Below are 24930 nucleotides of genomic sequence, written 5' to 3' on the forward strand. Positions count from 1 at the left end.
GCCCATAGCCTTTTCCTGCTTACTCTTCATATCCGTTAGGATTATTGCTCTGCCATCTCCAGGAATCTTCACACATTTCCTCGATGCCTCTTTCCGCTACCCAGCCCAGCTCTTCTTTTGCTTTTGCTGCATCCGAATAGCAAGTTGCAATATCACCAGCCCGGCGGGGTTTGATCTGATATTTGATTGGCTTTCCACAAGCTTTTTCAAATGCCTTCACTACCTGGAGAACACTGTATCCATTTCCAGTTCCCAGATTATAGATATTTACGCCTGCTTTTTCTTCTATCTTCTTTAATGCTTTTACGTGTCCTACAGCCAGGTCTACTACGTGGATATAATCACGGACACCGGTTCCGTCAGGAGTATCATAATCATCGCCAAATACGCCGAGACACTCTAATTTACCTACTGCTACCTGTGCTATGTATGGTACCAGGTTATTTGGGATTCCTTTCGGATCTTCTCCAATCAATCCGCTCTTATGTGCTCCAATAGGATTAAAGTAACGAAGCAATACCACATTCCATTCCGGGTCAGCAACATGAAGGTCTGTTAAAACCTGCTCCAGCATACCTTTTGTCTGTCCATAAGGATTTGTAATCTTTCCTTTTGGGCATTCCTCTGTAATCGGAATAAATGCCGGATCTCCATATACAGTAGCAGAAGAACTGAAGATGATGTTCTTTACATTATGGTCTCTCATTACTTCGCACAGGATAAAGGTACCTGTCATGTTGTTATGATAGTATTCCAATGGCTTAGCCACGGATTCGCCAACTGCTTTTAAACCTGCAAAATGAATTACGGAATCAATGGATTCTTTATCAAAAATTTCATTTAATTTTTCTCTGTCCAGGATATCAGCTTTATAAAAAGTAACATTTTTACCTGAGATCTCTTCTACTCTTTTAATTGCCTTTTCACTTGAATTGTAAAGATTGTCTACTACAACCACATCGTATCCTGCCTTTAATAACTCAATACATGTATGACTGCCGATATAACCTGCACCGCCTGTAACTAAAATTGCCATGATGTGCTCCTCCTCATTCTATGCCAATTGAATTTGTTTCTCTTCTAGTCTATACCTACTCTGTATATTTCGCAACATTTTTTTCCATATTATTTCCATAAGAACTCTGGATACAGTCCTGACTTCTTCAGGTTCTGAATTGCATTTACAACATATTCTTTATCTTCTTTGTAAGTGACACCATACCACTTATCCAAAGACTTCAAAACCTCTACCGTTGCTTTTCCCTCATCAATCAGGTCATTTACCACGGTAGGCAGAAAATACTCACATTTTAACGGATTCGTTTTCAGATTCTGATCCAAAAATTTTGGAAACCGTTCTTTTAACTCCTGAAGGATACTGGCTGAAAATCCCCACATGTTCATAGAAACGGTGCTTCCTTCCGGTATCCTAGTCCAGGTTGCCCCATCGTTTTCCGTATATTCTGCATTACCATTTCTCTTTTCAATATGGGTTCTTTCATTAATTCCTGTGAGATAATGCTGCTCATCCGTCACACATACGCCTCTTGCGACATGACCATTATCCGTAAGGGTATTTTCAAGAATATATCCAACCATTGTGTAACGATATTTCTCATCATCCTGGTGGTTGGAGAGATAATCATAAATCATCTGGTACGCATGGCGTCCATAGTAATCATCTGCGTTAATTACCGCAAATGGACCATCTACCACACTGCTGCAGCTTAGCACTGCATGACCTGTTCCAAATGGCTTCTGACGCCCTTCGGGCACCTCATATCCTGCCGGCAGGCTGTTCATTTCCTGATACACATACTCCACTTCCAGTTGCCGCTCCATCCTGTTGCCAATTGCAGCCCGAAAATCCGCTTCATTCTCTTTTTTGATAATAAATACCACTTTTTGAAAGCCGGCCCGAATCGCATCATAAATGGAAAAATCAATAATCATATGTCCCTGTTCATCTACCGGATCAATCTGCTTTAAGCCGCCATATCTGCTGCCCATTCCGGCTGCCATGATCACTAAAACTGGTTTGCTCATATTCTTCCTCCGTTTAAACTTAAATCATTACCCAGCATATTTGAAAAATAAATTTCCCAACACGCTCTGGTAGTAAGTTTATCACATAAGAAGGGTTTTGGGCACCCCCTTTTCCTAATGAACGGTTAAAATTATAGATATTTTTCTACAATTTCCGCCATTTCATCCCACTTCTCTTCCATATCCGCCACCAGTTTAAACTGGGTACGGCATCTGTCAACATTCTGCTTGTCACGATGTATTTTAAAATATGTATCCCCTTGCAGATAGTCTGTCAAAAAACGCATGCCGCATTCAAATGTCATAAGCTTGGCACCAGTGGGAAGCATTTTTATTTCCATCTCCGTAAGGCTGCCTGCGCATCCTTCCACATATCCTTTGGTATACAGTGCAAACAGATTCATGTCACAGGAAATTTTCGATAAATCCTGTTCATCTTCGGCACCGGTGCTGGCGCCAAAACGGATGGAATCTCCAAAGTCATTCAATGCCAAACCTGGCATTACCGTATCCAGATCAATGACGCATATACCTTTTCCGGTCTTATCATCAATCATGATATTGTTTAACTTGGTGTCATTGTGGGTAACGCGAAGAGGGAGTTCCCCTTTTTCCAGCATGTCACAAAGAATATGGGCATCTGCTTCCCGATCCAGAACAAATTGAATTTCCGGCTGAACATCTTTCGCCCTTTGGCAAACATCCTCTTCAACCGCTTTTTTAAACTTGTCAAAACGATCGATTGTATTATGAAAATCTTTGATGGTTTCATGAAGTGTTTTGGCTGGGTAGTCAGATAAAAGTCTTTGGAAATTACCGAATGCCACGGCGCTCTGATAAAAATCATCCGGTTTCTCAACCGCATCGTAGCTGGTTGCACCCTCAATGAATCCATAGCTGCGCCAGTATTCACCGTTAGAGTCCACATAATAATTAGCGCCTTCCAATGTAGGAATCACATTTAAAGTCTCTCTTTCCGGGTCACCGCCCATCTGAATGATTTTTTTTCTGAGGAAAGAGGTCACATTTACGATGTTCTCCATTAACTCTACAGGATTTTTGAAGATCTCATGATTCATACGCTGTAGAATATATCTTTTTACACTGCCGTCCTCTTTATCAAATATCAGTAAAAATGTATCATTGATATGTCCGCTTCCATAAGCATTCCCGCTCTGAAAGACTCCTTCATATTGAAAATGCTGAATCACTTCCTCCATCTTGCTGCATGTATCATCTTTTGCCATTACTGTTCCTCCCACAATCTATCCGGATATAATCCCTGTATTTTAAAATTCTTAACGGCTTCTACTACTACCTCTTTATCTTCTTTATAGGTAACGCCGTACCATCTGTCAGAAGATTTCAATACCTCTACGGTTGCCTTTCCTTCCTCCAGAAGTTCTCCTACTACAGTCGGTAAGAAATATTCGCATTTTAGAGGATTGCTCTCTAAATTTTCTTCCAGGAATGCCGCAAACCTGTTTTGAAGTTCCTCTAAAATACTCTTGGAAAATCCCCACATATTCATAGACACTGTACTTCCTTTTGGAATTTCCGTCCAGGTTTTTCCGTCATCTTCCGTATATGCTGCGCCTTCACCACGTTTTTCGATGCGGGTTCTTTCATGAATTCCAACAAGACATCCCTGCTCGTCTGTTACACAGACACCTCTTGCAACATGACCATGGTCTGTCAATGTATTTTCTAAAACGTATCCCACCATGGTATAACGGTACTGTTCGTCATCCTCATGGGTATTCAGATAATTGTAAATGGTTTCAAATGCATGCTGCCCATAATAATCATCTGCGTTGATAACCGCAAAAGGTCCTTCCACTTTTCCCAGGCAGCTTGCAATTGCATGTCCGGTTCCCCAGGGTTTTACTCTCCCCTCTGGTACTGTAAATCCTCCCGGCAGATTATGTAAATCCTGGTATACATAAGAAACATCCATTATTTTGCTCATCCGGTCTCCAATGCATTCTTTAAAATCTGCTTCATCTTCTTTTTTGATAATAAAAACAACTTTTTCAAATCCTGCTTTTACTGCATCAAAAATAGAAAAATCAATAATGATATGTCCCTGCTCATCTACAGGATCAATTTGTTTCAATCCTCCATAACGGCTTCCCATACCTGCTGCCATAATCACCAATACTGGTTTCATATCCATACCTCTCCTTTAAACTTTTATTTTTAACTCTCTAACTTTGTTATTAACGTCATTATAGTATACCTTTTCTCAAAAATATTTGTACAATCTTTCAGCAATTTTGCACTATCGTATTTAATATTTGCATTTTGTCTAAAAATGCGATATTCTATAGCTTACAAGGGGGTAATTTTATGGATTATAAAAGCATAACACTTCATGAAGATTTTCGAATTGATCAGATCGTCACCGTTCATTATTTTGAATATACCAGTGACTTTAAATTTGATGGTGAATCCCATGATTTCTGGGAATTTTTATGTGTGGACAAAGGAGAGGTGTCGGTTATGTCCGACAGTCATAAGATATCCTTAAAAAAAGGAGACATCATATTTCACAAACCAAATGAATTTCATAACGTAACTGCAAATGGACTGACTGCGCCCAATCTGGTGGTCATTGCGTTTATTTGTAATTCACCACGCATGAGCTTTTTTGAAAATAAAATCCTGACCATCGGGGAAGTGGAAAGAAATCTGCTGGCGTCAATCATCATTGAAGCGATGCATACATTCTCATCTCCTTTAGATGACCCTTATCTGGAGGAAATGGAAGTGAACCAGGATCATCCGTTTGGCAGCCAACAGCTGATTAAGATTAACCTGGAACATATCCTGATCCAGCTATATCGAAGATATACGGCACTGCAAAGCCTCACTCCTATCACCAAATCCATTAAAGCCAAAAATGATGAAGAAATCTATAACCGTATCGTAAACTATCTGGAAGGAAATATGCAAAACCAGTTAACCATAGAGCAAATCTGCCGTGATAATCTGATCAGCAGATCCCAGCTGCAAAAGCTTTTCCGTGAAAAGAATAACTGCGGCATTATTGATTACTTTTGTAAAATTAAAATTGATGCTGCCAAGCAGCTGATCCGTAATAAGAATATGAATTTTACTCAGATCGCTGATACCCTTGGATACACATCCATACATTATTTCAGCCGTCAATTTAAGAAAGTAACCGGGATGACTCCCAGTGAATACGCTTCCAGCATTAAAGTTTTTTCAGAGCGCTACAAATAATTCAAGCCCGGAATTTATTTATCCCGGGCTTCTTTTAAACAGATACTTTCTCTATCATGACATTCGTAGTTTTAATATTCTATTATCTTCTCTTTAAGAAATCTGGAATCTGAATGTTCTTCTCAGCAACGTTGCTTTCCGGAGTTCTTAATTTCCCAACAGATGGACTTGGAGTTGAAGTTCTTGTGTTCTGATTCACTGTACTTCTGCTTGGTGCTGAAGACTTCTGGAAACCAAATCCTGTATTCTGCTTTTCTTTTCCTGCAAAAGAACTGCTGTACTCAGGCACAATCTTCTTATTTACAGATGGCTGTGAACCTGTGTGCTCGTCCAGTCCGGTTGCAATCACCGTAATGCTTGCTTCATCTGCATAGGTATCATCATACATCGCACCAAAGATAATATTGGCATCATCTCCGGTAAGTTCCTGTACATAACTTGCTGCATCATTGGCATCCATCAGAGAGATATCACCGGAAATATTAATGATTACATGAGATGCGCCTTCAATGGTAGTCTCCAGAAGAGGACTGGATACTGCCTGTTTTACAGCTTCTAATGCCTTATCATCGCCCTTAGCCTGTCCGATACCGATATGTGCAATTCCCTTATCTGTCATTACAGTCTGAACATCAGCAAAGTCCAGATTGATCAATGCTGGTAAATTAATCAGGTCTGTAATTCCCTGAACCGCTTGCTGCAGAACTTCATCCGCTTTTTTCAGTGCTTCCGGCATCGTAGTTCTTCTGTCCACGATCTCCAATAATTTATCATTCGGAATTACAATTAAAGTATCCACGTTATCCTTTAATTTTTCAATCCCTGTCAGGGCATTATTCATACGTGTCTTTGCTTCAAAACGGAAAGGTTTTGTTACAACACCAACGGTAAGAATTCCCATTTCTTTTGCCAGGCCTGCTACAACCGGCGCCGCACCTGTTCCGGTTCCACCACCCATACCACAGGTAACGAATACCATATCAGAGCCCTGCATAGCCTGTTTTAATTCTTCTGCACTTTCCTCAGCAGCCTGCTGCCCAACCTGAGGCTGTGCTCCTGCGCCGAGTCCTTTTGTTAATTTCTCACCAATCTGGATTGTAGTTGGGGCTTTACATAACTGCAATGCCTGTTTATCTGTGTTCACACCGATAAATTCTACTCCTCCAATTGTATCGTCCACCATTCTATTTACAGCATTATTGCCTGCACCGCCCACTCCAATTACAATAATCTTCGCAGCGGATTCAGCTTCGTTTGTCATAATCTCTAACAAGGGTATTTCCTCCTTCTCGTATCTGTACATTCTAAAATTCATTTACAGTTTTGGACAATATCATCCCAGTATCCAAACTGCATTTATTATATAATATAGTTTTTTCTCAAATTAATCAAGTAGATTTTTAAATTTCATTGTTTTTTTAAGCATTCTTCATAAAATCCTAACATATATAAAAGATTAATCATATCAGATCCCATTTCATACTGCCGTAATCGACAAAATCATGGAATTTCTGCCATTGCCGGTAGAATAATGCCGCTCATCAATGACTTCTCAGATCGCGCAACGGATCAAAATTCAAAATCCAACACTTTATCCCTGTGGATTAATTCAAGATATATGCACCGGTATAGGGATCAATATATCCATATCCATCTGTGATAACTTGTCCGTCTTCCCCCAGATACTGCTGCGTCATATCGCTGGTTACATTTCCCGCATCATCAGTATAAACCTCATTACCAGCCGCATCCTTGGAAACCCTTCCGGACTCTTTTTTATAGCTGCTTCCGGCACTTTTTCCGCTTTCACTTTCTGACTCACTCTCGGATTCTCCCTCTTCTTTATCCCCGCTGTCTTTCTTGCCATTTCCCTTCTTAAAAATAGCCGTACTGGAATCTGAGGTAAAATTCTCCAGATCCAGAGTTCCTTCCATGGAGGACATTTTGGGATAAATTGCCTTGAGATTGGATATCTTCTCCTCCAGGCTCTTATTCTGCCCCAGCAGTACTGTATTCTTAGCAAAATACAAAGACATGGCGTTCTCTTCATCGAAATGAATTTCATCCGGAATGATTTCATTTTTATTTAGAAGCTGTGCCAAAGCCACCACCGACTTAAACAGTTCTTTGTCTTCAATCGGCAGCTTTCCAAGTACTTCCACTTTTCCAAGTGTTACACCGGATATCATTGGAACTCCCTCTCTTACTTCCTGAGAGTTCTCCATAACAACTCCGTCCTTATCGAAGTACACATTGGAACCAGCCGTTTGGATATATCCCACTATGGTCTTTTCATAAACCTGAATACGGACTTTATAAGGAGACAGCATCTCTATTTCCACCGCACTTAAAAAGGGAAGTTCTTCCTGGATATTTGCATGGCTGTATTTCCATGTCAGATAAATCGAATTTTGTGCCATAGAATCTGACATCACCATTTTCTTTATCTCGTCTGCCGTATAATACTCATTCCCCACTACTTCTACTACCTGAATGCGGAATAACCCAAATACTACGATTGCACTTATTAATAGAAGTGCCACAACCGATAAGGCAGCTATTTTTCCAATTTTTCTCCTTCTCTTCTTCTTTCTTTTGTAGCCCTGCTCCATATTAATCACCTGTATCCTCTCATTTTAAAGCAATTTTCAAACACGCTCTAGAACGTGCAGATGGCGGGAACGAATTTCCAGGCACGCCCTAATACTGCATTGCTCAAATAATTGAGTCATGCACCGGAATTCCTGTTGCGAATCACCAGTGAGGATGGCTTAATTATTTGTGCAATGATGTATTAGTCAGATCGTTACTCCGTTATTTCTATAGGAGAGATCCTGGCTCCCAATGCCTTCAGATCTTCACAGATATCTACATATCCCCTATCAATAAAATGTTTATTGCTGATTCTTGTAACTCCCTCAGCCATCAGGCCTGCTATGGTAAGTGCGGCACCTCCCCGAAGTTCGGATGCCTGCACATCACAGCCTGTCAGCCTATCCACGCCTTCAATACGTGCTTCACAAGAATCCGTATACACCCTGGCTCCCATCTTGTTCAGCTCTTCTGCCACATGGAATCTGGCTTCAAAAACCGTTTCCCGTATGCAGCTTTCCCCTTTTGCCATGCATAATACTGCCATGAGCTGAGACTGCAAATCCGTAGGAAAACCCGGATAGGGATTTGTCTCTATAAAAGGAACCGGTGCACCTGCCCTTCTGGCATCCACTCTCAGGCAATTACGGTTCCACCTTAAGGAAGCTCCCATTTTTCCTGACAGATATAGTATATTTTTTATCTGGTCTACCGGTGCATTCCACAGTGTGACACATCCCCGGCTTCCCAGTGCTGCCAGAACATAGGTTCCTGCAACAATTCTGTCCGGTCCCATTGTATATTCTGAATCATGCAGCCTGTCAACACCCCGAATGCAGATACAGTCACTTCCCATCCCTGTTATTCTGGCCCCTTTTTTGTTTAAAAATACAGCTAATTCTACAATTTCCGGTTCTCTCGCCGCACCTGTCAGAACTGTCGTTCCTTTTGCCAGTACAGCTCCCAGAATAATATTTTCCGTGGCACCCACGCTTGGGAAACGCAAATGAATTCTGGCACCGCAAAGATTCTTTGTCTGCGCCAGAAGCAAACCTTCCTGCTCCTCTATACAAACGCCCATCTGCCTGAAAGCCTGTAAATGCAGATCAATTGGCCTCGCTCCGATTGTACATCCACCCGGATAAGGTACATGAGCTTCCTTAAGCCTTCCAAGAAGGCTTCCTAATAAAATAATAGATGAACGCAGCTTTCCCGCATGCTCTGCCGAAACATCACACCGGTCCAGACAGGATGCATTGATAATAAGCGTATCATGCGTCCAGCAGACACTGCATCCCAATTGTTTTAGTATCTCTACCATATACATAACATCCTGAATTTTCGGACAATTATGAAGAACAGTGATTCCATCATGCAGAATTGTTCCTGCTATAATGGGGAGTATGGCATTTTTCGAGCCTTGTATCGCGATTTCCCCGTGCAACGGATGACCACCCAGAACTTTTATACCATCCAAGTAAGATTCCTCCGATAACTTCTAATGACCGCTATCAGGCGGCCATTAAACCCATATATCTCATTATATGCACGGAATCTATTTTTGCCACCGGCTGACACTAAGCGCCAGCCCCATTTCCGAAAGCAGGAAAAGTACCGAAGTTCCTCCGTAACTGATAAACGGCAGGGTAATGCCGGTATTGGGAATTGTATTTGTTACAACTGCTATGTTAAGCATAACCTGAATCGCAATATGTCCCATTACACCTACTGCTATGAGAGATCCAAATAAGTCCCTGGCATGGGTTGCAATCACCATAAAACGCCAGATCATAATTATAAATATAATTATCAGTATAATCGCACCTGTCAATCCCAGTTCTTCACAGATAATGGAAAAAATCATATCATTTTGTGCTTCAGGCACGAACCCCAGCTTCTGAATGCTCTCCCCCAGCCCTCTGCCAAACAGACCGCCGGAACCGATTGCGTATAAGCCCTGGATCGTTTGAAAACCCTTTTCAAAATTTTCAGGATTTTTCCAGATAGCAAGACGTTCCAGACGATAGGATTCCATACTCAGGAAAATACTGATGAATCCTATTCCAACGCCGCCAATCCAGATAAACTGCAGATATTTCGGATTCGATACAAAAATCAGAATAACTGCGATTCCCAGAATAATAATTGCGGTACTGAGATTATTCGTTCCAACCAATCCAACAATCGGGAGCACCAGACCAATAACCATGGATATGAGAAATACATTGCCCCGCTTCTTTTTCTGGCTGCTGACCATGTATGCCAAAAATAATATAACCGCCAGCTTAGCAAACTCCGATGGCTGGAAAGACAGCGGTCCAAGAGACAGCCATCTCTTTGAACCATTATAAGAATCTCCGAAGATCAGTACTGCCCCGGATAATGCCAGGGACAACAGATAAGCATAGATTGCAAACTTCCCGAATATGTGGTAATCCATTCTGGAAACGATGAGCATTGCCACAACTCCCAGGATTGTTGCAAATAATTGTTTTTTAAAATAATAACCCGGATCAGCAAACTTAACCTGGCCATTATATGCGCTTGTACTATAGAGTGTTATTAAACCAAAGCAAATTAAGAAAAGCACGATTATCAGTAGTGTGTAGTCCTGTCTTTTCACACCTTGATTCAAACCATCACTCCTTTTTTATTTCATTAATGAAGATGTCTTACATGCTCTTTAAAGACCCTTCCCCGCTCTTCATAGTTGGGAAACATCCCCCAGCTTGCACATGCGGGGGAAAGTAAAACCGCATCACCCGGATTGGCCTTTTTCGCACAGATATCAATCGCTTCTTCCAGTGAATCTGCCAGAATAATGTCATTGAAACCACATCTTTTTGCCGCTTCTGCAATCTTCTCTCTCGTCTGCCCGATTAATACCAGGTAACGGACCTTTCCGTCAAAGGACCGGATCCACTCTTCATAAGAAGAATTTTTATCATAGCCCCCCCCGATGAGCAGGGTTGGGCGGTCCATAGCCTGGATTCCTTTTATTGCGGCATCCGGATTTGTTCCTTTTGAATCATTATAATATGCTACTCCGCGAACCTTCGTCACATATTCAATTCGATGTTCCACAGCTGTAAATCTCGTAATCACATATTGAATTTCTTCAATCGGCACCTGCATAGCGATCGCCATTGCCACAGCTGCCATAATATTTTCATGGTTATGTCTTCCGGGAAGTTTTAACCCGCTGATCTGGCAAATCGTGATTTTATCTGTGCCATCATTGTATTCAATCGCTCCATCATTTATGTAAATGCCCTTATCTAATGTACGCAGACTGCTGAAAAATAATACCTTGCATTTTAGCGTTTTTCCAAAATCTCTTAGCAGCTCATCTTCATAATTCAAAACACAGGTATCTTCTGCTCCCTGGTTTAGGGTAATGCTCTCTTTTACCCGGATATACTCTTCCATGGTATGATGCCGGTCCAGATGATCCGGTGTAATATTTAAAACTGCACTCACATTTGGACGAAAAGAATGAATCGTTTCCAGCTGGAAACTGCTGATTTCCGCCACCGTAACTGCTTCCGGCGACATTTCCAGTGCAACCTGTGTATAGGGATTCCCAATATTGCCAACCACATACACTTCCTTTGCATGATACTTCATAATTTCTCCAAGAAGGCTGGTTGTAGTCGTCTTACCATTTGTTCCGGTAATTGCCAGTACCTTCCCTTTGCTATTGGCATAGGCAAGTTCTACTTCTCCCCAAATTGGAATTCCTTTCTCCCTCATCGCATTCACAAGAGGCAGATCCGTAGGAACTCCAGGGCTTAAAACAGCCAGATCCAGCTTTGCCATAATCTCTTCTGGTATATCCCCGATTATAATTTCTGCATGGGTGCCATCGGGCAGTTTTTTGCTGATTTCCTCTTTCACCAGCTTTTTATTTCCATCATACAGGACTGGTTTTGCTTGTACTTTTTCCAATAATTCCACCGCGCCTATACCGCTGATTCCGGTACCAAATACAAGAACTTTTTTGTCCTTTAATTCCATTGTTATCCTCCTAACCCACCGATTTTTTCAAACCGTTTGTTCTTATCTCAATCTTTTTCTGTTTTATCTGCAACTGCTGTGATTTTGCATAGTTCTATTTGTCAGCTGATTCGCCCCTGATATCAAACACTCCTTAAGATAGTATCAGAAGCCCTACCAGACATAATAACGCTGTAACAACGGTAAATACAGCCACTACCTGGGTTTCTGACCATCCACACAATTCAAAGTGGTGATGTATCGGAGCCATTTTGAAAAATCTTTTGCCGCCGGTCTTCTTAAAATAAGTAACCTGGATCATAACGGACATAACTTCCACCAGGTAAATTAAACCTACGATAATAATGATCCAAGGCATTCTGAGGGCATAGGCACAGCCCGCTACAAAGCCGCCCAGAGCCAGTGAACCGGTATCTCCCATAAATACCTTAGCCGGATGTGCATTAAATAACAGAAATCCCAGCAGAGCCCCTACAACAGCAGCCGTAATTGGTTGTATTCCGCCTTTATAAGCAATGGATACAACTGTAAAGAATACAGCGACCATGGTGGTAACACCGGTAGCAAGTCCATCCAGACCATCCGTAAAGTTGACACCGTTAACTGTTCCGATTACTGCAATATACACCAGAGGAATGGCAATTGGTTTAAAATCAATATAAGTCCCCTTGTCAAAAGGATTCATTATGGTAAGTCCAGCCGGATCTACAATAAGAATATATGCCAGGAAAATAGTCGTAATTACAATCTGTCCCAACATCTTCTGCCATGGAAGCAGTCCGTCAGACCGTCTCAATACAACTTTCAGGTAATCATCTAAAAATCCGATAATTCCAAAACCAAGAGTCAAAAATAAAACCGGTATGATCTGCGGATAACTTTTCACAAAAAACAGTGAGGTTGACAGCACACTGATTAAAATAATCAAACCTCCCATTGTAGGAGTCCCCGCCTTCTTTAGATGAGACTGGACGCCGTCTGTCCGCTCCGTCTGTCCCACTTTCAGCTTCCGTAAAAATGGAATTACAAAAGGGCTAAGCGCTACACTGATGACAAATGCCACCAATAATGGAATAATAACTTCAGTACCAATAATCATAATACACCTCTTAAATTCTTTCGCTATTTGTAGACACACTCTAGATTAGTATAAACTTTTTTTGCCTATTAATCAACCTTGAAATCAAAAAATTGAGGGTTGTTCTTAACCTTATAACAGGATACGTAACAGTACAGCCTGAGCTAAGCTGGACTGCTACGATTGTTCCTTAATTGCTTTCTGTTTCCGTTTCCAACTGGGACTCATCTATTGGTATTTCCAGATAAGGCAGAATATTCGCAAAAATATCTTTAATAACAGGAGCAGCTATGGTACCTCCATAATATACGCCCTGTGGATTATGAATTACGCAAAGTCCCAATATCTGAGGATCGTTTGCCGGAGCAAAACCTAAAAATGATGAAATATATTTATTCGCACTTCTTGGAAGCGTCTCTGAAGTAGCTGTTTTCCCACCAATATGATACCCTGCAATATAAGCATTCTTGCCGGAACCGCTGTCAACCACCTGTTCCAGCACATAGCGCATGGTTGCAGAAGTATCCTCTGACAGAATTCTGTCTCCCAGAGGGTATTGCAGTTTCTTAATCAATGCCCCGTCCTTATCCTTAACAGACACGCCGAAATGGGGCGTAACCCGCCTTCCGCCGTTGATGATGGAACTTGCCGTTGTGGCGAGCTGCATAGGCGTGATCTGGAATGACTGTCCAAAAGAAATCGTAGCCAGTTCCACCTGACCTACATTTTCCTTTTTATGCATGATAGTAGCCGCTTCACCAGGCAGATCAATTCCAGTCTTATTATTCAATCCGAACTGGTTAAAATATTTGAAATAATTGTCCACTCCCAGCCTGAGCCCCACCTCAATAAAGACCGGATTGCAGGAGTTCATTACACCCTGTACAAAAGTCTCTCCTCCATGGCCTGCTACCTTATGGCAGCGAATTCTTCTGTCCTCTACAATTTTATACCCTGGACAGGAAAATTGATCCGTTAAGGAAACTACTCCCTCTTCCAGACCTGCCGCTGCGGTAATAATCTTGAAAGTTGATCCCGGTTCATAAGTATCGTTAATACATCCATTTCTCCACATTTGATTCAGCGCATCCTGCTTTTCCTTCTCTGTCATCTGAGAGGAGTCTACATTTAAGGTAAACGGACTGTTTAAATCAAATTCCGGAACATTTACCATTGCCAGAATTTCACCGTTACTTGGCCGCATGAGGAGAATTGATACACTGTCGGCACCTTTTTGTTCCATAACCTTCTTTGCCGCCTGTTCCACATACTGCTGGATGTTGTTATCCAGGCTGATGTAAAGATCATTTCCGTTAATCGGCTCAAGTCTGCTTTCTCCTGCTTCCGGCAGTTCCACTCCTCTGGCATCTGTCATGGTAAGAATTTTCCCCGGGCTTCCTTTTAAAATATCCTCATACTTTACCTCCAGCCCGATAATCCCCTGATTATCGCTCCCGGTAAAACCAAGAACCTTCGATGCCAGGGAACCAAACGGATAATAGCGTTTAAAATCTTCATCTACCTTCACACCTGCAAGATTGTATTCTCGTATCTTATCACCGACTTCTTTTTCCACATTGGTTTTCACACGCTCAATCGAGCTTCTCTTCTCCACCCTTTTTCGTACCTCAGCCTCGGACAACCCAAGTTCCTTAACCAGCATGGCAATTACTTTATCCGGTTCTTTTATCTGGCTGTGGATAACAGATATGGTACAAACCGTTTTATTGGTCGCCAGAGCTGTTCCCGTGGCATCCAGAATCTCTCCCCTGGCTGCTTTGATATCTCTTTCTCGTTCGTGGAGTTCCTCCGCTTTCTGGGCATAATAATCCGATTTAAAAATCATCAGATAAACAAGACGCCCCACCAGGGCAGCTAATACCAAAAAACACAGGGTAAATACTACAACAATCTTCTTCTTATGATAGGTTTTAATTTTGAGCATAAAAATCCCCGTAGAAGTAATTAGTATAATCTATTATTACTTCTACGGGGATATGTCTTTATTGTTCAAGCTGCAGGTCTTCGTTGGTCACGCCGTCATCCCAGACATCTTCCTGGGGCTCACCCGTGTCTTCTAAAGGCTCTACATAGTTCTGATCCTGCGGCAATCCGTTTTGGGCTGTACCATCTGTATTCCCATCTGTACCGTCTGAAGTACCATCCGCAGTTCCATCCGTAGTTCCATCTGTTGTGCCGTCTGCATTTTCTCCGGTCTTCATGCCCAGGGTATTACGTTCATCATCCGTAATCTCTTCTGTGGGATAAATACCCAGATATGGCAGTATTTCCGAAAGAATCTTTTTGGAAATCTCCATGGAATACCCACCGATTTCCTGATCTTCTACGTTTGGTTCATCCACAACGGTGTAAATTACCACCTGGGGATCGTCTATTGGTACTGCTCCGATAAAGGAGACGATATAACGGTCTTCTCCACGGGGAAGCGTCTCCGCCGTACCAGTCTTACCACCAATACGATAACCGGAAATCTGGGCTTTCTGCCCGGTACCTTCCTTTACTACGGCTTCCAGATATTCCTTTACTAAGGAAGAATTCTTAGAGGAAACCGGCTGACTTAACAGCAGCGGATCCATATCTTTTGCAACTCCGCCTTTGGAATCCAGTACCTGTTTTACCATGTGAGGGCGATAGTAGTTACCGCCGTTTACAACGGTTGAAAACGCCGCAAACTCCTGAACCATGGAAGCAGTAAATCCCTGCCCGAAGGAGTTGGTTGCCAGTTCAATTACATGCATATTGTTGCTGTTATATAAAATTCCTGCATTTTCATTTGGCAGATCAATTCCGGTTTTTTTACCAAAATTAAATAATTCCTGATATTTAACAAAAGCATCCACTCCCATTTTCTCAGCAATTTCCATCATACCCACATTACAGGAGTTCTTAACTACATCGCTTAGTGTTTCATCCTGATGTCCGTTTCGGTTATCACAGTAAATCGGCGGTTCCGATCCATACTGCAGATAGCCGTTACAATAATAATGGTCAGAGTCATCTGCAAATCCACCTTCCAAAGCGGATGCCACAACCACAGGTTTATAAGTGGAACCCAGTTCAAATGCTCCGGAAACACAGAAATTGCTCCAAAGCCCATTCAGGGCTGCTACATATTCATCATCCGTCATTGCCTCGATCTGCTTTTTCGTATACCATCCATCCAGGTTTTCCGGATCATTTAAATCGAATGCCTGATTAGTTGCCATTGCCAGGATCTCTCCCGTATTGGGATCCCCTACAATAACACCGGTATTTTTACTTCCATGACCTGCAAATTCTTCCCATGGGCCGCCTTTATACATATCATCAAATTCTTTGATATATTTTTCCACTACCTGCTGGATGTTAACGTCAATCGTAGATACCAGGCTTTTCCCATTGGTGGGTTCCACCGTGGTCCGCTGAAGCTCGGAATCTTCATTCAGATATCCGAATTCCCGTCCGTCAACTCCATTTAATACATCGTTATAATAGGACTCCAGCCCTACAATACCATCATTCAAGTCATTAGAAAATCCCAGTACATTACTTGCCAGGCTGTTAAAGGGATACTTTCGTATGAAATCCTCCTCAAACCATACACCCTGCACGTTTTCCAGCTCCTGCCGTTTTGCGTCGCTCAGCTTTCGGTCTTGGGATAAATCTGTATATTCCTCATATTTCTGCTTATCTTCCATCGTCACTTCTCTTTTAATGACCTGGTACTGGCTGTCCTTGGTTTCCTCAGAAGTGATAACTTTGCGTATTTCCGATTCATCCACACCCAATGTCGCAGATAAAGCGCTGATGGTGGGTTCTATAAAATCCTCATCGGCATTAATTGCAAAGCAGTCCAGAACTACATTATAGACTTTCTCACTTCTCGCCATAATATTTCCATTCCGATCCAGGATTTCTCCCCGCCTGAACGGAATGGTACGACTGTCGTACTGCTGTTGTGATAATACCTTCCTTGCGTATTTATCACCGCTTTTTGCCGTGATATACGCTATCCGGACATTCAATCCTACAAGCGCTAATAAAACGAATGCAAATATAGCCATAAGCTTTATTTGCATTTTTTTGGTAAATATTTTTTTAGTATTTCGTTTTCTGTCTCTATTTCTTTCTGATGCCAATCATATCACCTACTTATTGGTTGGTACATCTTCGTATTGTCTTACATAGTCGCCATCCTGACTATTATAATTAATGATTTGTCCTTGCTCGGCATATACCATGCCAAGTTCATTAATCGCAATATCTTTGATTTTTTCCAAATCAACAGATGCCATGGTTTCGTCGTATTTCGTATCATTTGCTAATTTCAAAGAACTGAGCTGGCTCTCCAGATCTGTAACATTTTTCCGATGGGCTGTATTTGCTGCCTGTAACTGTAAATAGTTCACACATACAAAAAGGGTTGCTACTGCTGCCGCCGTTAAGAATATAACATATGCAAAGTTCATTTGCAATGCTTTTTCCCGATTTTTTCTGGTTTTCTGACTTGTTGCCGGCCTTCTCTTTCGCTGTGGTTCCTGTCTTACAGGCCTGTTTTCTCTCCTACGTGGAACTGCCTGAAGCTCTCTTGCCGTATTGCCGTCAACGTATGCTCTTGTCTGCTGCTGATTTCTTCTCGCGTAACCGTGTTCCGGTCTTCTGGCTGATCTATTCATTTAGCTTCTCCTTACCCCGCTATCTCTGCGTATTTTACAGTGAAACGAACATTTCATATCCGCCTCACCATTTGCTTATGAATACAGTCTGTATCTAATCTATTCGTTTTTCTTACAGATTCTGATTACAGCCTGCGTTCAAATACACGTAGTTTCGAACTTTTTGACCTCTTGTTCTCTTCAAGCTCCTGTTCGCCTGGCAGTATTGGTTTTCTGGTTATCACTTTTCCTTTGGATGTTTTCCCACATACACAAATCGGAAACTCTCTCGGACAGGTACATGGATCCTCATTTTTTTTGAAAATAGTCTTTACAATCCTGTCTTCCAACGAATGAAAGGTGATAATACATATTCGCCCGTCATCATTCAGAAGTTCTATCATGTCATCCAGAGAATCCCGTAGTACTTCTAATTCTCTGTTTAATTCGATTCTTATGGCCTGGAACGTCTTTTTGGCCGGGTGTCCTCCTACTGCCCGGAATTTCATTGGAATAGCCGCTTTTATAACATTAATTAACTCCCCAGTTGTTTCTAATGCTTTTACATTTCTCGCACTTACAATATGCTTGGCTATATTCTTTGCAAATTTGTCTTCCCCGTAATCGCGAATGATTCGATATAGATCCATTTCGCTATACTCATTTACAATATCCTTAGCAGTCATGCTCTGACGCTGATCCATTCTCATGTCCAGTGGTGCGTCTTCTCTGTAAGTAAAGCCGCGGTCTGCCGTATCCAATTGGTAGGAGGAAACACCTAGATCCAAAATTATCCCATCAACTGATGTAATCTGTATGTTTGCCAGTTCCTTTTTCATATCGCAGTAATTACTGCGGATAATCGTTACTTTATCTTTAAACTCCCCTAAGCGCTGCCTTGCCGCTTCTATTGCGTCTGCATCCTGATCGATTCCAATCAGTCTGCCTTTGTCAGACAGCCGTTTACTTATCTCTAAAGCATGTCCTCCACCACCCAGAGTTCCATCGACATAAATGCCGTCAGGTTTTATGTTCAGAGCTTCTATTGTTTCCTCCAGAAGCACAGATTTGTGTTTGAATTCCATATTGTCCTCCCCAGGCTATATGCTTAAACCTAAATCTGTCATTTGTTCCGCAATGTCATCCATATCGTCATAAGAATTATTCTCATTCCATTTTGACTTGCTCCAAATTTCAATTCTGTTTAACATTCCTGTCAGTACTACGTCCTTTTCCAGACCTGCAAATTCTCTTAACGTTCCCGGTAAAAGAATTCTCCCCTGCTTGTCCAGCTCGCATGGTGTCGCACCTGCTACAAAGAAACGTGCAAATTGTCTAGCGCTTTTGTTTGTAAGTGGTAAAGCCTTAAGTTTTTCTTCGAAAGCCTGCCATTCATTATTGGGAAAAACAAATAAGCATCCATCTAATCCCTTCGTAACAACAAATTCGTCACCCAGTTCATCTCTAAATCTGGAGGGGATAATCAGTCTGCCTTTGGTATCAACCGTATGATTGTATTCTCCCATAAACATATGACGCACCTTCTTTCGTGAAAATGCAAAACTTACAATCCTTCTTTTGCATTTTCAGTGAAATGTGGTTCTGGTTACCACTTCGTCCCCATTTGCTACCACCTTCCACCACTTTCTACCACTTGTATGTTTATAATAGCTTACTTTGTACAAAAATACAAGGGCTAATTTTAATTTTTTTGCATAAGAATTTCTTAAGGAACATGCCATTTTTCGCTATTTTTCGCGGGTTTTACAAGATATTGTGTGTGTAAAAGTGTGAAATACCAGATAAACGGGTATCGTGGTAAATATTTCCAATATTACAGATGATGCCTGTTCCTGCATTGCGTAATTAACTGCTTCAGCGTGGAGGGAAGTGGAGGGATTATCCGAATTTTACGTCTCCGCCTCCACTTGCCGCCCTATAAATGCCCTGTACAATCTCCACTTGCCACCACCGTTTTTTTAGAGTTTCGTTTTTTGTGTAAATTCAGTATATATATTCATATTATTGTATAAATATTATCACTTGAATTCTAAACATTTTACCGGTAAACAATATTTATATAAAATTTAATTTAAAAATTCGAATTGCTGTCGGGATTTTCACACCCCCACTTTGGTTTATTTTTTGTTCTTTTTACCCATTTTTAGTTTTATTCTCCCACTTGTATTAAAATTTCGAAAAAATTTTCTTCTATATTTATGTTCTGATCCCCACTTTAGAAACCAAATGTTTTCAATCCCTCCACTTTGTACCACCAATATATTCCTTAGCGGGATCATACTGCAACCGTAATTTATCACCTGGCGCTTTTCCATCCTTTTGTCATCTTATGCAAAGTTTCCATTTTTTATTTTCCGCCTGTGCAGCGTATTGGATTGCAGGAGTACAAAAAAAAGAACCCGCAGTCCCCACCAGACTACAAGTTCATAAAAAGAATCTATCTTACAATTGATTTCCCAATTTAATGTATTGACTCATCAATTCATCCACAACAATACTTTGCTTATAGACTTCTTCGGTAAGTAAACCTCTTTCAACGATTTTATCTAGGTTTACTTTTTCTGCTTCGATTTTTCTTCTTAATTCTTCCATATGACTCATATCATTCACCCGTACCTTTCTCCATTTTGCCTGATTTTCTTTTGAACAAAATGATTATAATAGAAACAAATACCAACAGTATGGCTAATAACTGGGACACCGGCAGCCCGATTCCTGGCAGTAGGAGCTGATCTGTACGCAGCCCTTCTATCCAGGCTCTGCCTAATCCATATCCTAAGAGATACAATAAAAATACCTCTCCATCGAATTTTTTTCGCTTAGTATACCAAATAAGTATGATCAATAATACCAGATTCCACATTCCTTCATATAAAAAAGTGGGATGCACCTGTATATATGATACTCCATCTATCTTTTGTAAATGTTCCATCATCTGAGGGGTTACTTCCGACGATCGTACAGCGTCCAATGGAAGCCGCATGGCAAACAGATTGTCTGTATATCCGCCAAACGCTTCTCTGTTAAAAAAATTGCCCAGGCGTCCTATAATCTGACCCAAAACCAGTCCGATGCAGGCTGTGTCTACCAATTTCCAAAACTGTAATTTTTTATATCTGGCAAATACGTACGCGGTAATTACCGCTGCTATCACGCCTCCATATATTGCCAGTCCGCCTTCACGGGTGTTAAAAATCTTCCACAGGTTATCTTTATAATTATCCCAGGAAAAAATAACGAAATACAGTCTTGCACCTATCAGGGCGAAAAATATTGCAATTAACGCCAGATCAAAATAATCGTCCGGATTTTGCTTTGTAACCTTCGCTACTCGCATAGCTGCTAAAATCCCACACACCATGGCAATTGCAATTGTTATCCCGTAATATGCAATCGGAAATCCAAATACACTAATACTTTTACCCACATTCTCCAGTTCTATTCCCAGATTCGGGAAGGCTATTGAAGTATTCATGCCTTGCTCCTATACATTAAACCGAAAGAGAACCACATCTCCATCTTTTACTACATAGTCTTTGCCTTCCAGTCCAACCAGCCCCTTCTCTTTAGCAGCAGCATATGTCTTGCAATCCAATAAATCCTGGTAATTAACAACCTCTGCCCGGATAAATCCCCGCTCGAAATCAGAATGGATCTTGCCCGCTGCCTGAGGTGCCTTGGTACCGTTTTCAATTGTCCAAGCCCTTGTCTCAGTTTCACCTGCTGTGAGATAGCTGATTAGTCCTAATAAGCTATAACTTGCTTTTATAAGCTTTTCCAATCCTGACTCTTTTAATCCTAAATCTTCCAAAAACATTTTCTTTTCATCTTCATCCAGCTCTGCGATCTCCTGTTCGATCTGAGCACAGATGACAAATACTTCACTGTTTTCTTTTTCTGCCAGCTCGCGGACTGACTCAACATAACGATTGGATGCGCCATCATCCGCAAGATCGTCTTCCGCTACATTTGCTGCAAAAATAACCGGTTTATATGTCAAGAGATTATAAGAACTGATCCATTCTGCCTCTTCATCATCGTCAGCAGTAAAACTAATTGCCATTTTTCCATCTTCCAGATGTGCTTTTACTCTCTGAAGGAAATCTAATTCTTTGGCAAGTGTTTTGTCATTTCTGGCACCTTTAGAGGTCTTGGCAATCCTTCTCTCCATTATTTCAATGTCTGAGAATATAAGTTCCAAATTAATTGTTTCAATATCCCTGATGGGATCCACACTTCCATCCACATGAATTACATTTGTATCCTCAAAGCAGCGGACTACGTGCACAATAGCATCCACTTCGCGGATATTAGCCAGGAATTGATTTCCTAATCCCTCTCCCTTTGACGCCCCCTTTACAAGGCCAGCGATATCAACAAATTCAATTACCGCCGGGGTAACCTTCGCTGAATGATATAAATCTGCCAATAATTGCAGCCGTTCATCAGGTACCATTACAACACCAACATTTGGATCAATAGTACAGAACGGATAATTCGCAGATTCTGCTCCAGCTTTTGTTAAAGAATTAAATAATGTGCTTTTACCGACATTCGGTAAACCTACGATTCCTAGTTTCATGTATGATTTCCTTTCTTGTATTCCGTTTTTCTTTGTTTTTCTTTTGTATCTCTTAACAAGTAACAGTTTATCACAGAATCTGACAAAAATGCAAGCATTTCTCCCTTTAAGATATCGACATATTTCGCCAGTCAGATTTAAAATTTTACAAAAATATTAATCCCTTGATTCTATCACGATTAGAGCACCTTCGGTCACAGAAATCAAGGCTTCTTCCGAAATTATTTCGTTGCTGAGACCAAGTGCCTGGTTACAAGACATTGTATAATTCGACAAAGGATAATAAAATCCAACCAAATCCAACCCTTTTACCTCCGTCGTATGTGCCACTATCGACACAAATTTTCCATACTGTTCCGATTTTTTTATAGAAATTTTATCATTTATTACACGAATCCGATTGTGTTCATCGATCAGATAACACTCAATTCCCGCTTCTGCCGTCTGACCAAGTATCTGAATGTTCCCAAGTACATGGTCCAGTCTGCTTCCTGTTCCGCCTAAAATATAAATACAGTTATTCCCTTTTTCTATTGCCAGGTTCACGGCAATCTGGGTATCGGTATCATCCTTTTCCGGTTTAAATTCACGGATTTCCACGCCCTTTTCCCGGTAATACGAAAGAGTATCGCTCCCGGCGGAATCAAAATCTCCCACAATATAATCCGGTAACATCTCCGCTTTTTTCAAAAATTCTATCCCCCGGTCAGCCCCTATTACACACGTTACCGGGTGTTTCTCCAAAAAGGAAAGGGCAAAATCATAATTGATATTGCCCCCGCTGATAATCGCTGCTATTTTTTTATCTGTTCCCATTGTCCCATTACTTCCTTTTAACCTTCATACTCTTTCATGATCGCTAATAATTCTTTTGCATTCTCACTAACATTCCCGTTAAACACTGTAGAGCCTGCTACGATTACATTCGCCCCTGCCTGCAATACGGTACGGAGTGTATCTTTGTTAATGCCGCCGTCTACCTGGATATCCAGATCCAGATTTTTAGCCACTGCTATTTTGCGAAGCGCACTGATTTTATTGGTACAGCTCTCAATGTACTTCTGCCCGCCAAAGCCTGGATTTACGGTCATAATAAGTACCATATCCACTTTTTCCAAAACGTAATCCAAAACACTGAGAGAAGTTGCCGGATTAAGCGCCACACCTGCTTTTAACCCCTTTTCATGGATCTGTCCGATTACCCTGTCCAGATGCTTGCAGCTCTCGGCATGGACGGTGATGATATCCGCTCCGCATGCTGCAAAGTCATCAATATACCGCTCGGGATCCATAATCATCAGATGTACGTCAAACACGCGTTTTGTCGCACTTCTTATGGATTGGATTACCGGCATTCCAAAGGAAATGCTGGGCACAAACTGACCATCCATCACGTCAATATGAACATACTGTGCTCCTGCCTGATCAATCTGTTCCAGTCCGCTTCCTAAATTTTTAAAATCTGCTGCTAGTATAGATGGTGCTAAAATATTCACATTAATACCTCCTCTTATCCTTTAGTTCTCCAAATAATACCACATAATTATCGTATCGCATTTTGCTGATTTTACCTTCTTTAACCGCCCGTTTTACCCCGCAGTCCGGTTCATGGACATGCATGCATCCCTGAAAACGGCACTCCGGCTCATATTCCCGAAACTCCACAAAAAAATCCTTTAGATCTTCTTTATCAAAGTCCTGGATATAGAGGGAGCTGAACCCCGGCGTATCCATAATATAGGTATTTTCCTCTATCATAATCAGTTCCGAATGCCTTGTGGTATGTTTTCCACGGTCGATTTTATGGCTGATCTCACCGGTTTCCATCATGGCTTCCGGCTGCAGGATATTAATTATTGAAGATTTTCCCACCCCGGAAGGACCTGCCACTGCAGTGGTTTTTCCTCTCAGCTGCTCCATTACCAGTTCCAGACCTATATTTTCCAGGGCGCTGGTAAATAACACATCGCATCCGCAGTTTTCATATATTTTTCTTAGTTTTTCTTCTTCTTCAGTAGAAGAAATATCTTTCTTATTAAAACAAATGATGGTATGTACCTTCTGGTACTCCATCATAATTAAAAATCGATCCAGCAAATTGAAATTCGGCTTGGGACGGTCAATAGAAAAAATAACCAGCGCCTGATCGATATTGGCAACAGCCGGGCGGATAAGCGTGTTCAATCTGGGCAGAATCTCTGCCACATTTCCCTTCTTATCCTCCTCGCTGATCACATCAATCTCAACATTGTCCCCCACCAGAGGTTTCATTTTGTCTTTTCGAAATATTCCTTTTGCTTTACATTCATAAAGACCGGATTCTACTACATAAACGTAGTAGAATCCAGCTATTCCTTTTACTATCTTTCCCTGCATGTATTTTCCTCTAATTAAACGGAATCGGTGAGTAACGTACCGGATCACCGTATTCTCCTGTGGATGCATCTTTTACATAGATATATGCCACACCATTGACTCCCTTTGTACCTTTTACATTCAGCACATAAGGAAATTCAACAGATGTCCCTTCTAAAATGGTAGTGGTCTTATCGCCCTGCACTAAAATAATCTTGACATCTTCCCCATTATAACCCCCCGGTGCCTGTAATCCTACATCGCAGGTACCGGTTGTGGAAGCATCGGTATTATTGGTTGTGCCGTTTCCTAAATTCGGGTCCGTCTGGGCAGGATCC

23 protein-coding genes are annotated in these 24930 nt (G+C 41.4%); 1 reads left to right on the top strand and 22 read right to left on the bottom strand.

Annotation, left to right across the window (positions count from 1 at the left end; all coding sequences use genetic code 11):
* Nucleotides 1–19: 19 nt before the first annotated feature.
* The 4 genes from galE to ACH2DQ_RS10560 all read right to left on the bottom strand — a co-directional run bounded on the left by galE (nucleotide 20) and on the right by ACH2DQ_RS10560 (nucleotide 4222).
* Nucleotides 20–1036: a UDP-glucose 4-epimerase GalE gene (gene galE / locus ACH2DQ_RS10545; RefSeq protein ID WP_394914242.1), complete on the bottom strand. Its 1017-nt coding sequence runs from the start codon at nucleotides 1034–1036 to the stop codon at nucleotides 20–22.
* A gap of 89 nt (nucleotides 1037–1125) precedes the next feature.
* Nucleotides 1126–2046, bottom strand: a complete 921-nt coding sequence (locus tag ACH2DQ_RS10550; protein WP_394914243.1) for an NDP-sugar synthase — start codon at nucleotides 2044–2046, stop codon at nucleotides 1126–1128.
* A 131-nt stretch (nucleotides 2047–2177) separates the two neighbouring features.
* Complete coding sequence (locus ACH2DQ_RS10555) at nucleotides 2178–3293, bottom strand: phosphotransferase enzyme family protein (protein WP_394914244.1); 1116 nt, start codon at nucleotides 3291–3293, stop codon at nucleotides 2178–2180.
* Nucleotides 3293–4222, bottom strand: coding sequence for an NDP-sugar synthase (locus ACH2DQ_RS10560; RefSeq protein ID WP_394914245.1), 930 nt, complete (start codon nucleotides 4220–4222; stop codon nucleotides 3293–3295). The genes ACH2DQ_RS10555 and ACH2DQ_RS10560 overlap by 1 nt, the downstream gene beginning before the upstream one ends.
* A gap of 173 nt (nucleotides 4223–4395) precedes the next feature.
* Between ACH2DQ_RS10560 and ACH2DQ_RS10565 the strand changes: the two genes are divergently transcribed.
* Complete coding sequence (locus ACH2DQ_RS10565) at nucleotides 4396–5292, top strand: AraC family transcriptional regulator (RefSeq protein WP_394914246.1); 897 nt, start codon at nucleotides 4396–4398, stop codon at nucleotides 5290–5292.
* An 82-nt stretch (nucleotides 5293–5374) separates the two neighbouring features.
* On the opposite strand, the gene ftsZ is transcribed toward ACH2DQ_RS10565, so the two are convergent.
* The 18 genes from ftsZ to ACH2DQ_RS10655 form a co-directional block, all read right to left on the bottom strand.
* Complete coding sequence (gene ftsZ / locus ACH2DQ_RS10570; protein ID WP_394914304.1) at nucleotides 5375–6553, bottom strand: cell division protein FtsZ; 1179 nt, start codon at nucleotides 6551–6553, stop codon at nucleotides 5375–5377.
* A 343-nt stretch (nucleotides 6554–6896) separates the two neighbouring features.
* A complete protein-coding gene (locus ACH2DQ_RS10575) occupies nucleotides 6897–7904 on the bottom strand; it encodes a cell division protein FtsQ/DivIB (protein ID WP_394914305.1) in 1008 nt (335 codons plus the stop codon).
* Nucleotides 7905–8098: 194 nt separating this feature from the next.
* Nucleotides 8099–9361, bottom strand: a complete 1263-nt coding sequence (gene murA, locus ACH2DQ_RS10580; protein ID WP_394914247.1) for a UDP-N-acetylglucosamine 1-carboxyvinyltransferase — start codon at nucleotides 9359–9361, stop codon at nucleotides 8099–8101.
* A 78-nt stretch (nucleotides 9362–9439) separates the two neighbouring features.
* Nucleotides 9440–10519, bottom strand: coding sequence for an FtsW/RodA/SpoVE family cell cycle protein (locus ACH2DQ_RS10585; RefSeq protein WP_394914248.1), 1080 nt, complete (start codon nucleotides 10517–10519; stop codon nucleotides 9440–9442).
* 23 nt (nucleotides 10520–10542) lie between these two features.
* Nucleotides 10543–11901, bottom strand: coding sequence for a UDP-N-acetylmuramoyl-L-alanine--D-glutamate ligase (gene murD, locus ACH2DQ_RS10590; RefSeq protein WP_394914249.1), 1359 nt, complete (start codon nucleotides 11899–11901; stop codon nucleotides 10543–10545).
* 133 nt (nucleotides 11902–12034) lie between these two features.
* A complete protein-coding gene (gene mraY / locus ACH2DQ_RS10595) occupies nucleotides 12035–13000 on the bottom strand; it encodes a phospho-N-acetylmuramoyl-pentapeptide-transferase (protein ID WP_394914250.1) in 966 nt (321 codons plus the stop codon).
* 169 nt (nucleotides 13001–13169) lie between these two features.
* Complete coding sequence (locus ACH2DQ_RS10600) at nucleotides 13170–14924, bottom strand: peptidoglycan D,D-transpeptidase FtsI family protein (protein WP_394914251.1); 1755 nt, start codon at nucleotides 14922–14924, stop codon at nucleotides 13170–13172.
* Between the two features lie 58 nt (nucleotides 14925–14982).
* Nucleotides 14983–17043, bottom strand: a complete 2061-nt coding sequence (locus tag ACH2DQ_RS10605; RefSeq protein WP_394914252.1) for a peptidoglycan D,D-transpeptidase FtsI family protein — start codon at nucleotides 17041–17043, stop codon at nucleotides 14983–14985.
* Nucleotides 17044–17127: 84 nt separating this feature from the next.
* The gene (locus tag ACH2DQ_RS10610; RefSeq protein ID WP_394914253.1) at nucleotides 17128–17655 is read right to left on the bottom strand and encodes a hypothetical protein; all 528 of its coding nucleotides are present in this window, start codon (nucleotides 17653–17655) and stop codon (nucleotides 17128–17130) included.
* A gap of 125 nt (nucleotides 17656–17780) precedes the next feature.
* Nucleotides 17781–18719 carry a 16S rRNA (cytosine(1402)-N(4))-methyltransferase RsmH gene (rsmH, locus tag ACH2DQ_RS10615; protein ID WP_394914254.1) on the bottom strand — a complete coding sequence of 313 codons (939 nt, stop codon included), beginning with the start codon at nucleotides 18717–18719 and terminating at the stop codon, nucleotides 17781–17783.
* A gap of 15 nt (nucleotides 18720–18734) precedes the next feature.
* The gene (mraZ, locus tag ACH2DQ_RS10620) at nucleotides 18735–19166 is read right to left on the bottom strand and encodes a division/cell wall cluster transcriptional repressor MraZ (protein WP_027293523.1); all 432 of its coding nucleotides are present in this window, start codon (nucleotides 19164–19166) and stop codon (nucleotides 18735–18737) included.
* A gap of 931 nt (nucleotides 19167–20097) precedes the next feature.
* Entirely contained in the window at nucleotides 20098–20256 is a 159-nt protein-coding gene (locus tag ACH2DQ_RS10625) for a hypothetical protein (protein WP_161597339.1), read from the bottom strand.
* Nucleotide 20257: 1 nt separating this feature from the next.
* Nucleotides 20258–21130, bottom strand: coding sequence for a prolipoprotein diacylglyceryl transferase (lgt, locus tag ACH2DQ_RS10630; RefSeq protein WP_394914255.1), 873 nt, complete (start codon nucleotides 21128–21130; stop codon nucleotides 20258–20260).
* Nucleotides 21131–21139: 9 nt separating this feature from the next.
* Nucleotides 21140–22237 carry a redox-regulated ATPase YchF gene (gene ychF / locus ACH2DQ_RS10635; RefSeq protein ID WP_394914256.1) on the bottom strand — a complete coding sequence of 366 codons (1098 nt, stop codon included), beginning with the start codon at nucleotides 22235–22237 and terminating at the stop codon, nucleotides 21140–21142.
* 156 nt (nucleotides 22238–22393) lie between these two features.
* Nucleotides 22394–23053, bottom strand: coding sequence for a thiamine diphosphokinase (locus tag ACH2DQ_RS10640; protein ID WP_394914257.1), 660 nt, complete (start codon nucleotides 23051–23053; stop codon nucleotides 22394–22396).
* 17 nt (nucleotides 23054–23070) lie between these two features.
* Nucleotides 23071–23733 carry a ribulose-phosphate 3-epimerase gene (rpe, locus tag ACH2DQ_RS10645; protein ID WP_394914258.1) on the bottom strand — a complete coding sequence of 221 codons (663 nt, stop codon included), beginning with the start codon at nucleotides 23731–23733 and terminating at the stop codon, nucleotides 23071–23073.
* A gap of 1 nt (nucleotide 23734) precedes the next feature.
* Nucleotides 23735–24613: a ribosome small subunit-dependent GTPase A gene (gene rsgA, locus ACH2DQ_RS10650; protein WP_394914259.1), complete on the bottom strand. Its 879-nt coding sequence runs from the start codon at nucleotides 24611–24613 to the stop codon at nucleotides 23735–23737.
* Nucleotides 24614–24623: 10 nt separating this feature from the next.
* Nucleotides 24624–24930, bottom strand: a 307-nt coding sequence (locus ACH2DQ_RS10655) for a hypothetical protein (RefSeq protein WP_395026691.1), incomplete at its 5' end; no start/stop codon positions are given.

This window comes from Robinsoniella sp. (assembly GCF_034124845.1).